This is a genomic window from Mycobacterium sp. 1081908.1, assembly GCF_001673535.1.
In the GTDB taxonomy this organism is placed as follows: domain Bacteria; phylum Actinomycetota; class Actinomycetes; order Mycobacteriales; family Mycobacteriaceae; genus Mycobacterium.
The window spans coordinates 1-11328 of sequence record NZ_LZLY01000078.1 but is presented as its reverse complement, the minus strand read 5'-3'; the positions used below and the strand labels follow the sequence as shown (position 1 = coordinate 11328).

Genomic DNA, 11328 nt, shown 5'->3' with positions numbered 1-11328 from the left:
CTACCGGCCAGGACCAACTTCCTGACGGCAACCCACGTTCACATGTGAGCGAGGCCCCAGCCCCACATACCGTCTAGGGAGCGTCGCCCGGCGCCGCCGAGGGCGGCGTGGACGAGTGCCCGTGATGCCGATGCCGCCCGGACGATGGGCTCGTCGTGGGGCTTGCTGACGGGCTCGGTGCGGTCGTGCTGGCCGCGGTCGGCGAAGTGGTGCTCGGGCTGGGCGCGAGCGGCGAAGTCGACGAGGCGGCCGGCGCCTTCGGCTTCGGCGCCGCCGGCGGCAGCGTCGCGTTCGGGTTGCGCGATTCGACCCGGGTGTTGAGCAGGTTCACCTCGTCCAGCAGGTCGTTGCGGCTGGCGCCGTCGTTCATGGCCTGCACCGTGGTGCTGACCTCGGCCAGCTGATTCTGCGCCTGGCTCCACTGGCCCTGGTCGATCATTTGCTGAACCTTGGCCAGTTCCGCCTTGGCCGACAGCTCGATCTGGCTGTCCTTGACCCTCGGCTGGTCGAAGAACATCGCGTGCAGGCCGTACAGCGTGTCGCCGGGGCGGGCCTCGACCACCATGGCGCCGAATCCGCTCAGCACCAACAGCGTCGCGGCGACCGATCCGATCGTGGCCAGGCCGCGGCGGGCGCGCCGCCGCTCGGCCAGCCCGGTGTGCAGCGCCCCGACGGCCTCCTCCGGCGAAACCAGCGCGCTGGCCGGCGGCCACCGCAGGTCGTCGCGCCAATCGGCCAGCAGGACGGCCAGCGCGTCGTCGTTGGGATCGTCCAGGTCGACGGGCCGGCGCTCGGCGAGCGCGTCGAGAAGCAAGTCGGTGCCGGCGAATTCGTCCAGGGAATCAGGCATAGTCACCCGCCGCGACGATTTCGGACTTGAGCCGGGACAGCGCCCGGTGCTGGGCCACGCGGACCGCGCCCGTCGTGCTGCCGACGGCGGCCGCGGTCTCCTCGGCGGACAGGCCGACGACCACCCGCAGGATCAGGATCTCGCGCTGCTTGGACGGCAGGATCTCGAGCAGTTCGTTCATCCGGCTGACCGAGTCGGCCTCGATCGCCCGTTGCTCGGGGCCCGCGTCGGTCGACCAGCGTTCGGGGATGGTCTCGGCGGGGTAGGCGAGGTCGCGACCGGCGGCCCGGTGCGCGTCGGCGACCTTGTGGGCCGCGATGCCGTACAGGAAGGCCAGGAACGGGCGTCCCCGCTCGCGATAGCGCGGCAGCGCCGTGATGGTCGCCAAGCACACCTCCTGAGCCACGTCGTCGGCTGTCAGACCACCCCGTGCGACCGTGCCGACTCGCGCCCGGCAATATCGGACGACGATCGGACGGATGGTCTCCAGCACCTCCCGTAGGGCGTTCCGGTCCCCCGCCACGGCCTCCGCAACCACAGCGTCGAGACGTTCCCCTTGAATTGTCATCGACGGCGGTTGCTCCAACGTTACGAACGGGACACATCGCGGGCTAACTAACGCAATGACAATAACGGGCGGAAGGCCGTTTCAAGCGGAACGCCACGCGCCCCCGGCGCGCCGCACCTGGCCTGCGCAGATATCCCGAATTTCACGCAGCTTTTGTGTCGAAAACGTGACGCTTTCGATGTCGATCAGCAAGCAAGCGAGCGCCCACCGGAGCGGGATCAGGTGCGATCGGGCGGTCGCGTCCAGCGCCGCCTCGGCGACCGCCCGGGCGCGCTCGACGCGGCCGGCGCTGCACAGGGCGGCGGCCAGCACCACGTCGCTCTTGACCCGGTGCCGCACCGACGAGACGACCATCGCCTCGGCCAGGCGCGCGGCCTCCTCGGCGTGGCGCACCGCGGACTCGCCGTCGCCGGAGGCCATCGCCAGCTCGGCGGCCACCCACCCGCGGCGCACCGGGAGCCGGTCCGGCACCGGCCGGTCGTCCACGCGGTCCAGCAGCGTCGCCGCGGCGGCGAACCGGCCGACGCCCAGCGCGTCGGCGGCCAGACCGATCAGCGCGTCGGCGCGCGCCTCCGGATCCGCGCCGGCCAGCGCGAGCGCGCGCCCGTCCCAGCCCCGCGCCAGCGCGTGCCAGCCGAGCTGGCGCAGGAACGAGCCCTGCGTGCTGTGGGCCAGCGACACCAACCGGCCGTGCGGCACGCTGCGCCGCAGCACCGCCAAGTCGCGGTAGGCGCTGCCGTAGCGGCCCTGCCCGCCCGCCGCGACGGCCCGCCACCACAGTTGCTGCGGCGTGCCCGCGGCCGGCAGCGGCCAGGTTCCGGGTTGCTCCCCGAAGGCGGCGGCGGCCAGTGTGCTGTTAATCACCGGAGTGTGACCAGTTTCAATCACGGTGATAGTAGTAAACACTTCGTGCTGTCCGTGTTACCGAACTGTTAATCGCCATGCGTCGCGTACTAATTGCTCCCCCCACTTCGTCAAGCCCTGAGCTGGGAAATCTCCGTCCGGTCAAGTGCCTGGTAGCACGGTCCTTGGTCGACAAAAGCGTGGCAGATGAACGGCGAGTTAATTCTGCTACAACGCTTACATATTTTGGCGAGCTAAGTGGCTATTGACGGAAATTCGCCATCGCCCCTAAGTTCTACTTCGACGGGTAGTCATCGGAGACCCCACTCGAAAATCGGTTGCACAATCGCTTGTCGGACGCTTGTCGGAACGCTACGCGAACCTGAACTTTTGGGCGTGCAGTGCAGAGAGGGAACGATCCAATGCCACAGCCGGAACAGCTACCTGGCCCCAACGCCGACATCTGGAACTGGCAACTGCAGGGCCTGTGCCGCGGCGTTGACTCGTCGATGTTCTTTCACCCGGACGGCGAGCGTGGCCGCGCCCGCATGCAGCGCGAGCAGCGCGCCAAGGAGATGTGCCGGCGGTGCCCGGTGATCCAGGAGTGCCGTTCCCACGCGCTGGAAGTCGGTGAGCCGTACGGCGTTTGGGGTGGCCTGTCGGAGTCCGAGCGCGACATGCTGCTGAAGGGCGACATCGGCCGCAACCGCGGGATCCGCCGCTCGGCCTGATCGGCCCCGTATTTGCCGGGTGAACAATTCGGCGCCGCGTTCCGTGTACTAGGGGTGGACTGCGCGCCGCAGGCTGGCCGCGGTCCGATCGACGCGGCGTCGAGACTCGCTGCGCCCCGTCGGTTCGCTCACGCCACAGGAGGACCGCCGTGGCTGAACGGTCAAACAATTTTCTCGATCGCATCCGAACGACGCTCGGCCACCAGCGGTGGTTGGACCGGCCGAGCTACCGCCTGGAGCACGGGCTGACGTTCCTCTTCGCGGCCATGGGCCGGCATCGAGACCGGGTCAGCAACGCTCTGCACGGCACCTGGCTCGGCCATCCGCTGCATCCGGCGCTCACGTCGGTGCCGACCGGGGCGCTGACCACGACGGTCGCGATGGACGCGGCCAGCCTGCTCCCGGGTCGCGCCCCGCAATACCGCGACGCGTCGCGGTTCGCATTGGGGGTTGGCATCGTCGGGAGCGTCGGCGCGGCCGCCACCGGCGTGACGGACTGGCAGCACACCCACGAGCAATCGCGCCGGATCGGCCTGGTGCACGGCGTGCTGAACGCGGTCGCGACGGGCCTGTACGCGGCGTCGTGGTGGGACCGCCGCCGCGGCCGTCACCTTCGCGGAATGGCAAGCAGCGCTTTGGGTTACGGCCTCACCCTGGGCAGTGGCTACCTGGGCGGGGCACTGGTGTTCGGGGAGGCGACCGGCGTCGATCGCTCCGGCGACCGGCTGGACGGAGAGCGCTGGACGCCGGTGCTGCCGGCGGCCGCCCTGGACGGCCAGCCGCAGCGCGTCGAGGTGGACGGCGTCGGCGTGGTGCTGTACCGCAACGACGGCCAGGTGCTGGCCGTCGGGGAACGCTGCCCGCACCTGGGCGCGCCGATGGGCGACGGCTGGATCGACCGCGACCGCATCGTGTGCCCGTGGCACGGCTCGAAGTTCGCCTGCGAATCCGGCGAGGTGCTGCGCGGACCGGCGACGGCGGCGCTGCCGAGCTACCCGGCGCGCATCCGCGACGGGCTCGTCGAGGTGCGGGGGACGGCGAAATGAACGCCTACGATGTGCTTTTCGAGCACCACAAGGTGCTGCGCGGGCTCTGCGAGAAGATCACCGCGATACCGCCGAACACCGACGAACGGCAAGACGCGCTCGACGAACTGCTGATCGAGCTCGACATCCACATGCGCATCGAGGACGACCTGTTCTATCCGGCGGTGTCGGCGGCGACCGAGCTCGTCGCGATCGCGCACGCGGAACACCGCCAGGTCTGGGATCAGCTCGCGGTGCTGCTGCGCACGCCCCCGGCCGCGCCGGAATACGAGGACGAGTGGCGCTCGTTCGTCACCGTGCTGGACGCGCACGCCACCGAGGAAGAGCGCGACTTATGCCCGGCCCCAATCGATTTGAGCACCGACTTGCTCGAGGCGCTGGGAAACCGCATGGTCGAGCGCATCGCCGAGTTGCGTCAATCGAGCTTCCACAAGCTCCGCGTCCGCGGGCGCAAGGCCGTGCTCAGCGCGCTGGGCGGATAGCCCGTCAGAGGTTCGTCGGCGCGCCCAGCGCACCCGAATTGTGTGGCACCCGCCCGGTGAGCAGATCGTGCATGGCCGTGGCGTCGTGTGCGGCGGCGGCAGCGGCACGGAGGTGCCAGTCGTCGCCGTCCTCGGTGTACGCGACCATCTGCCGGGCGGCGAAGCTGTAAAGAGACTGGATCATGGGCAGATTCCGCTTGCGGGCCACGTCGGCTATCCAGAGGTAGCTCGACGCCTGCCTGAGCGCTTCCGCCAAATGCGGTTCGGAGACCACGCAACCCACGCTCGCACATGGCGGGCGCAAGGAGTATCGGCCGCGGCCGGGCTCATATACCTCTCATATCTTTGTGCGGCGTTTGATATTGGCTCATCGGGGTAGGCCCAGCCCATGAAAAGGGAAATGGCCTTTGCGGTCGCGGCGCTCACCGCGACCATCGCGCCATTGGGCGCCTGCGCGAACCAGGGCGGTAACCCGTCCAGCACGTCACCGTCCTCGAGCGCTCAGGCCGGCGCGGAGCGGATGACCACCCAGTTGAAGAGCTCCGACGGAACGCAGGTCGCCAACGCCACCATCGATTTCACGAGCGGCTATGCCACGGTGACCGTGGAGGCCGGCCCCAACCAGGTCCTGACCCAGGGCTTCCACGGGCTGCAAATCCACGCGGTGGGCAAATGCGACGGGGCGGACTTCAGCTCCGCCGGAAGCGTCTACCAGGCGCCGGGCCACACCGGCTATCCCGCCAGCGGCGACCTGACCGCGCTGCAGGTGCGCTCCGACGGCTCGGCGAAACTCGTCACCACCACGAACTCGTTCACGGCCGCGGACCTGAGAAACAGCTCGGGCACCGCGCTGGTCATCCACCAGGACGCCAGCAACCTCGGCGGTTCGTCCGCCGGTGAGTCCGGCAAGCGGTTGGCTTGCGGCGTGATCACTGCGGCGGCCGCGACGCCGACGTCGTCGACCACCGAGACCACCACCGTCACCACCATCACGACCGCCGTGCCCCCGCCGTCCACCAGCACGAGCACCAGCACCGTCACGGTCACCAGCACCCCGACCGTCACCTTGACGCCCAGCTACACCGTGACGACGACGACCCCGCCCACCATTCCTCCCCGCTGACTCGCGGCGCCGGCACTAACCGTGGACGAACGTGACCGTCTCGTCGAGCGGCGCCCGGCCCGTGCGTGCATAGCCGACCGCGGGGTCCTCGTACCCGATTGACATGCCGCAGAACAGGATTAGCCCGTCCGGTGGCGACAGGATCTCCGCGACGGTCTTGCGATAGACCGACCAGGCCATCTGCGGGCAACTGTGCAACCCTTCGGCGCGCAGCAACAGCATGACCGTCTGCAGATACATTCCGACGTCGGCCCATTGGGGCCGGCCGAGGTCACGGTCGATGTAGCAGAACAGCGCGGCGGGCGCGCCGAAACACTCCCAGTTCGCGGAAGCGGCCCTCTGACGGGCCTCCCAGTCCTCGCGCTCGATGCCAAGCGCGCTGTAGCGCTCATGGCCGAAGGCGGATCGACGTTCGCGGTAGGGCGACTTCAGGTCGTCCGGGTACATCTGGTATTCCCGCTCGTCCCAGGGGTCGCGAGCGGCGACGCGTTCGCCGGCACGCTTTTTCAGCTCGGTCAGCGGCGCACCGGTCACCACGTAGCAGTTCCACGACTGGAGGTTCGACCCGGACGGCGACCACGCCGCGGCGGATAGCACGCGCTCCAGCACGTCCCTCGACACGGGCGCGTCGGTGAATCCGCGCACGGCTCGTCGGGTTGTCACGGCCTCGTAAACGTCCATGGTCGTTCCCCCAGCGGTCGTCGGTTCGACGCTGACCATATCGGCCCGCTAAATCAGTTACCTTTGCGCGTATTCAGCGAGCTTGGCGTTGACCGCCGCCGGATCCGGTTCCGCGTACGCCTTCGGATCGCGTTTGTTGAACCACACCAGGAACGGGCAACCCGTCGCACCGTCCACGGTTCCCAGTTGTTCGATGTGCTTGCCGGTCCTCGCCTCGCGGAGTTCGATGTCGTACTGCACGGCGTAGAAGTCGACGTCGACGTGTTCGCCGGTGTCGGTCTTCAAGTTGCAGGTGCGCGACTTGTGTTCCGTTCCGGGTTTGCGGGTGAGGCAGGCAACAACATTCGTCGACTGGATGTCGTCGGGATTGGCCCGGTAATCGGCGCGGGGATCCAGTGTCACTTCGCTCCAGTTGGCCGACGTCAGTTCGCGCATCGGGTTCGGCTCGTCGTACGGGGCGAACGCCACGATCTTGTACGGCTTCCCGTACGCGGCTGCGTTACTGATCGACCCGTCGTCGCACACCGCATCGAAGTCCGAGAGCGAGGTGGCTTTCTTGATTCCGCGGCGACCGTCCAGACCGTCGTGGGCGATGTCGCGGATGACGAAGAACCCGACCAACGCCACCGGCACGAGGACGACGATCGCGGCGACGGCCAGCACTACGATCAGCCCGACGTTGGTCTTGCGCGGCGCGGGCGGCGGTGGCGGGTACTGCGGCGGCAGGTACTGCGGCTCCCAGTGCCGGGGGTACTGCGGTGGTTGCGGCGGCCACTGCTGCGGATAGCTCACGCTCGTGCCCCCCACGTCATGGTGCGCCCAGCCTAGCAATCGGCGCGGAGCGCTCAGTGGTGGTGACCGGGGCCGTGGCCGTGGTCATCGTCGGCCTCGGCCGGCTTCTCGACCACCGGTCTCGGCGGTTTGGGTGTAAGCCCGTCAGCCCTTGCACTGAGGTAGGAAACCGGGCCCGTAACCGCAGTCAAGGGGTCCTTCAAGGACCTGGTTGCCGGCGGCCGGATTGTCGTGCCAGGCATAGTGCCAGTCGTGGCAGACACTCATGTCCCAAGTTATCGGCGTATTAGACGAGGGTAGGGGCCGCCCGGGGCACCAACAGGTTTGAGTCGCGCAGCCGGGCTGCGCCTGGGCGACACCGGCGGCCAGACCTAAACCCGCCGCCGCGACGGCGCCGGATAGCAGCGCGACGGCGACGACCTCTTTCAGGCTGTGAACGGTGTTCAGGGTCGGTTCCTTTCGCTTCTTCGGTGCGGGACCGCGCCGTTAGTTCGCCGCAGACCACTTGCGAGATCCTTGTTCATTTGGGCCTCGTCGACGAGACAGCAACCTCCGCAAAGAAACGCGATCACCAAAACGAAAACGCCCCCGGCCGATTGACCGGGGGCGCTTCGCACCGCTTGACCTAGTGGTGGTGATGACCGTGGCCGTGGCCGTGGTCATCGTCGGCCTCGGCCAGCTTCTCGACGACGGCCGTCTCGGTCGTGCAAGATGTACCACCGCAACGTGGCTCGGGACTGCGTCAAGCTCCGCTCACTGCGGCCTCGTATGGTCCGAATATGGACATCTCATGTGCGTTCGCAACTTCGTCGGACACCCCGGCCCACGTTCAGTTAGCCGAAATGCTCGGCTACAAGCGTGCGTGGCTCTACGACTCGCCCGCGCTCCTCTCCGACGTCTGGATGATTCTCAGCCGATGCGCCGAGCGCACGTCGCGTATCGGTCTCGGGCCGGGCGTGCTCGTTCCCAGCCTGCGGCATCCGATGGTCAACGCCGCCGCGATCGCTGAACTGGTGAGCCAGGCACCTGGGCGGGTCGCCGTGGCGATCGGCTCAGGTTTTACCGGCCGAATGGCATTGGGCCAGCGGGCGATGCCGTGGCGGCAGGTCGCCGACTATGTACGGTGCTTGCGGAGACTTCTCGCCGGCGAAACCGCCGAGTGGGAAGGGGCGAAGATCCGGATGCTGCAGCTGCCCGGCTTCGGCGAACCGCGGCCGATCAGTGTGCCGATACTGATTGGCGCCGACGGTCCGAAAGGGCTGGCCGTTGCCGCCGAGCTCGGCGACGGTGTCTTCTCCGCCGCCGTACCGCAGCCCGACGCCGCGAAGACTTCCGCCTGGCGGGCGCTGCTGTGCTTCGGCACGGTGCTCGACGAAGCAGAGGACCTGACATCGCCGCGCGCCATCGACGCAGCGGGCCCGGGCGCTGTGGTGATGTATCACGCCATGTACGAACGCGGCGGCGCCGCGGTCGACGCACTGCCGGGTGGGCAAAGCTGGCGCGAGGCGATCGAGGCGTACCCGGCGGATGAGCGCCATCTTGCGATCCACGCGGGGCATTTGGTGAAAGCCAACCCGAGTGATGAGCCGCACGTTGCGGGCCTGGTGCCACTGGCCAGCTCGAGGTCGTTGACCGGCCCAGCTGAGCAAATAGCGGAGAAAATTGCGGGACTCGCCGCGCTTGAAGTGACCGAAATCGTCTACCAGCCAGCCGGATCCGACATCGAGCGGGAACTCAAAGCATTCGCACTCGCCGCCGGGCTGGACGGGTGACGCTTGCAGACCTCAAGCAAAACACCCCCGGCCGATTGACCGGGGGTGCTTCGTAACCGTTTGACTCAGTGGTGATGGTGACCGTGGCCGTGGCCGTGGTCGTCCTCATCGGCGGGCTTCTCGACCACCGCGGTCTCGGTGGTGAGCACCATCCGTGCCACCGACGCCGCGTTGACGACGGCCGACCGGGTCACCTTGACCGGGTCGATCACGCCGGCGCCGAGCAGGTCGCCGTATTCGAGCGTCTCGGCGTTCAGGCCCTGCCCGACGGGCAGCTCGCTGACCTTGTTGACCGCGACCGAGCCGTCCAGCCCGGCGTTGGTGGCGATCCAGTACAGCGGGGCCGCCAGCGCCGCGGAGAACACGTCGACGCCGAGCGCCTCGTCGCCGCTCACCGTCCCGCGCAGCTCCGTCAGCGCCTTGCGGGCGTGGATGAGCGCCGTTCCGCCGCCCGCGACGATGCCCTCCTCGACGGCGGCCTTGGCGGCCGCGACGGCGTCCTCGACGCTTTCCTTGCGCTCCTTGAGCGCCGTCTCGGTGGCGGCACCGACCTTGATCACGGCCACGCCGCCGGCCAGCTTGGCCAACCGCTCCTGCAGCTTCTCGCGGTCCCAGTCGGAGTCGCTCTTCTCGATCTCGGCGCGCAGCTGCTTGACGCGGTTGGCGACCGCGTCCTTGGAGCCGCCGCCCTCGACGATGATCGTGTCGTCCTTGCTGACCACCACGCGGCGGGCCGAGCCCAGCACCTCGGCGCCGACCTCGCGCAGCAGTAGCCCGGCGTCGGGGTTGATCACCTGCCCGCCCGTGACCACCGCGAGGTCCTCGAGGAACGCCTTGCGGCGGTCACCGAAGAACGGCGCCTTGACCGCGACGGCCTTCAGCGTCTTGCGGATCGAGTTGACGACCAGCGTCGCCAGGGCCTCGCCCTCGATGTCCTCGGCGACGATCAGCAGCGGCTTGCCCGATTCGGCGACCTTTTCCAGCATCGGCAGCAGGTCGGGCAACGAGCTGATCTTGTCCTGGTGCAGCAGGATCAGCGGGTCGTCGAGCACGGCCTCCTGCGAGTCGAAGTCGGTGACGAAATACGCCGACAGGAAGCCCTTGTCGAAGCCGACGCCCTCGGTGAACTCCAGCTCGGTGTTCAGGGTCGAGGATTCCTCGACGCTGACGACGCCGTCGGCGCCGACCTTGGTCATCGCCTCGCCGACCAGCTCGCCGATATGCGGGTCGCGCGACGACACGGTCGCAACCTGCGCGATGCCCTCCTTGCCGGACACCGGGGTGGCCTCCGCCAGCAGCGCCTCGGACACCGCGTCGCCGGCCTTGCCGATCCCGACGCCCAGCGCGATCGGGTTGGCGCCGGCGGCGACCATCCGCAGCCCGTCCTTGACCAGCGCCTGCGCCAGCACGGTCGCGGTGGTGGTGCCGTCGCCGGCGACGTCGTTGGTCTTGGTGGCCACCGACTTCACCAGCTGGGCGCCCAGGTTCTCGAACGGGTCCTCGAGGTCGATCTCGCGCGCGACGGTGACGCCGTCGTTGGTCACCGCGGGCCCGCCGAACGCCTTGGCCAGCACCACATGCCGGCCGCGCGGCCCCAGCGTCACCCGGACGGCGTCGGCGAGCTTGTTGACGCCGGCCTCCATGGCGCGGCGCGCGGTTTCGTCGTACTCAATAACTTTGCTCATCAGGCTCCTTCACGCCGAACGCATGCCGCCCCGGAAATCACCCGCGGTGTGCACGGGGATCGCCGGGGCGGAACACGGTCCTTACTTGGATACGACAGCCAGCACGTCGCGCGCGGACAGGATCAGGTACTCCTCGCCGTTGTACTTGATCTCGGTGCCGCCGTACTTGCTGTAGATGACGGTGTCACCTTCCGAGACGTCCAGCGGGATCCGCTTCTCGCCGTCCTCGTCCCACCGGCCCGGGCCGACTGCGACGACGGTGCCTTCCTGCGGCTTCTCCTTGGCGGTGTCAGGAATGACCAGACCGGACGCGGTCGTGGTCTCGGCCTCGTTGGCCTGCACGAGAATCTTGTCCTCGAGTGGCTTGATGTTCACCTTCGCCACGATTGGAGCCCTCCACTAGTTAGATCGGGCCGGAGCGTTCGCCCCGGACATGTGTAGATCCGGGTCCGGGGCGTTCGCCCCGGCCGGATTATCAGTTGACGCAGCATCCATCCGTTGCCCGAGCGCCGTCGTCGCGGGTGCCGGCACAGGGCTTGGCCGATTGCCACTACGGCTGTGGTCGGCACGCGGATCGCGACCCTGACGGCCATCTCGTCGACCCCCGCGCGCCTACGCTGTCGGCGAGAAGCACCATGGCGGCCTTGAGTGCTAGCACTCGCATGTATAGAGTGCTAGGTGGCAATCGGCCAAGCCCTGTGCCGGCACCCGCGACGACGGCGCTCGGGCAACGGATGGATGCTGCGTCAACTGAT

The 11328-nt window shown here is 68.4% G+C and carries 13 protein-coding genes; 5 read left to right on the top strand and 8 right to left on the bottom strand.

All coding sequences use genetic code 11. The features are described 5' to 3' along the window. Window positions 1-73 precede the first annotated feature (73 nt). The 3 genes from A5655_RS11050 to A5655_RS11040 all read right to left on the bottom strand — a co-directional run bounded on the left by A5655_RS11050 (window position 74) and on the right by A5655_RS11040 (window position 2306). The gene (locus tag A5655_RS11050) at window positions 74-850 is read right to left on the bottom strand and encodes an anti-sigma-D factor RsdA (protein WP_082978599.1); all 777 of its coding nucleotides are present in this window, start codon (window positions 848-850) and stop codon (window positions 74-76) included. Beyond that, the gene (locus A5655_RS11045; RefSeq protein ID WP_081665178.1) at window positions 843-1418 is read right to left on the bottom strand and encodes a sigma-70 family RNA polymerase sigma factor; all 576 of its coding nucleotides are present in this window, start codon (window positions 1416-1418) and stop codon (window positions 843-845) included. Before A5655_RS11045 ends, A5655_RS11050 begins: the two co-directional genes overlap by 8 nt. Window positions 1419-1499: 81 nt before the next feature. Next, window positions 1500-2306, bottom strand: coding sequence for a hypothetical protein (locus tag A5655_RS11040; RefSeq protein WP_067009585.1), 807 nt, complete (start codon window positions 2304-2306; stop codon window positions 1500-1502). Window positions 2307-2683: 377 nt separating this feature from the next. Here A5655_RS11040 and A5655_RS11035 point away from each other — a divergent pair, with 377 nt between their 5' ends. The 3 genes from A5655_RS11035 (at window position 2684) to A5655_RS11025 (ending at window position 4520) form a co-directional block, all read left to right on the top strand. After that, window positions 2684-2992, top strand: a complete 309-nt coding sequence (locus A5655_RS11035) for a WhiB family transcriptional regulator (RefSeq protein ID WP_067009583.1) — start codon at window positions 2684-2686, stop codon at window positions 2990-2992. A 149-nt stretch (window positions 2993-3141) separates the two neighbouring features. Further along, window positions 3142-4038, top strand: coding sequence for a Rieske 2Fe-2S domain-containing protein (locus A5655_RS11030; protein ID WP_067009577.1), 897 nt, complete (start codon window positions 3142-3144; stop codon window positions 4036-4038). Continuing rightward, window positions 4035-4520 carry a hemerythrin domain-containing protein gene (locus tag A5655_RS11025; protein WP_067009573.1) on the top strand — a complete coding sequence of 162 codons (486 nt, stop codon included), beginning with the start codon at window positions 4035-4037 and terminating at the stop codon, window positions 4518-4520. Before A5655_RS11030 ends, A5655_RS11025 begins: the two co-directional genes overlap by 4 nt. A 4-nt stretch (window positions 4521-4524) precedes the next feature. On the opposite strand, the gene A5655_RS11020 is transcribed toward A5655_RS11025, so the two are convergent. Next, the gene (locus A5655_RS11020; protein WP_156764817.1) at window positions 4525-4794 is read right to left on the bottom strand and encodes a hypothetical protein; all 270 of its coding nucleotides are present in this window, start codon (window positions 4792-4794) and stop codon (window positions 4525-4527) included. A 114-nt stretch (window positions 4795-4908) separates the two neighbouring features. On the opposite strand from A5655_RS11020, the gene A5655_RS11015 reads away from it, so the two are divergent. Next, entirely contained in the window at window positions 4909-5643 is a 735-nt protein-coding gene (locus A5655_RS11015; RefSeq protein ID WP_067009567.1) for a superoxide dismutase family protein, read from the top strand. A 15-nt stretch (window positions 5644-5658) separates the two neighbouring features. Here the strand turns inward: A5655_RS11015 and A5655_RS11010 are convergent, their stop codons facing one another. Together A5655_RS11010 and A5655_RS11005 are read right to left on the bottom strand one after the other, a co-directional pair. Next, entirely contained in the window at window positions 5659-6324 is a 666-nt protein-coding gene (locus tag A5655_RS11010) for a nitroreductase (RefSeq protein ID WP_067009598.1), read from the bottom strand. Between the two features lie 57 nt (window positions 6325-6381). Next, a complete protein-coding gene (locus tag A5655_RS11005) occupies window positions 6382-7116 on the bottom strand; it encodes a hypothetical protein (protein ID WP_231999128.1) in 735 nt (244 codons plus the stop codon). A 779-nt stretch (window positions 7117-7895) separates the two neighbouring features. Here A5655_RS11005 and A5655_RS11000 point away from each other — a divergent pair. Then, the gene (locus A5655_RS11000) at window positions 7896-8888 is read left to right on the top strand and encodes an LLM class flavin-dependent oxidoreductase (protein ID WP_067009564.1); all 993 of its coding nucleotides are present in this window, start codon (window positions 7896-7898) and stop codon (window positions 8886-8888) included. Between the two features lie 65 nt (window positions 8889-8953). On the opposite strand, the gene groL is transcribed toward A5655_RS11000, so the two are convergent. Together groL and groES are read right to left on the bottom strand one after the other, a co-directional pair. Beyond that, window positions 8954-10573, bottom strand: coding sequence for a chaperonin GroEL (gene groL, locus A5655_RS10995; protein WP_067009561.1), 1620 nt, complete (start codon window positions 10571-10573; stop codon window positions 8954-8956). 81 nt (window positions 10574-10654) lie between these two features. Continuing rightward, the gene (gene groES, locus A5655_RS10990; RefSeq protein ID WP_007167930.1) at window positions 10655-10957 is read right to left on the bottom strand and encodes a co-chaperone GroES; all 303 of its coding nucleotides are present in this window, start codon (window positions 10955-10957) and stop codon (window positions 10655-10657) included. Window positions 10958-11328 lie beyond the last annotated feature (371 nt).

Coding starts and splice junctions, on each gene's coding strand:
- A5655_RS11050 (WP_082978599.1), bottom strand. CDS start 850: ATGCCTGATTCCCTGGACGAATTCGCCGGCACCGACTTGCTTCTCGAC.
- A5655_RS11045 (WP_081665178.1), bottom strand. CDS start 1,418: ATGACAATTCAAGGGGAACGTCTCGACGCTGTGGTTGCGGAGGCCGTG.
- A5655_RS11035 (WP_067009583.1), top strand. CDS start 2,684: ATGCCACAGCCGGAACAGCTACCTGGCCCCAACGCCGACATCTGGAAC.
- A5655_RS11025 (WP_067009573.1), top strand. CDS start 4,035: ATGAACGCCTACGATGTGCTTTTCGAGCACCACAAGGTGCTGCGCGGG.
- A5655_RS11015 (WP_067009567.1), top strand. CDS start 4,909: ATGAAAAGGGAAATGGCCTTTGCGGTCGCGGCGCTCACCGCGACCATC.
- A5655_RS11010 (WP_067009598.1), bottom strand. CDS start 6,324: ATGGACGTTTACGAGGCCGTGACAACCCGACGAGCCGTGCGCGGATTC.
- A5655_RS11000 (WP_067009564.1), top strand. CDS start 7,896: ATGGACATCTCATGTGCGTTCGCAACTTCGTCGGACACCCCGGCCCAC.
- groL (WP_067009561.1), bottom strand. CDS start 10,573: ATGAGCAAAGTTATTGAGTACGACGAAACCGCGCGCCGCGCCATGGAG.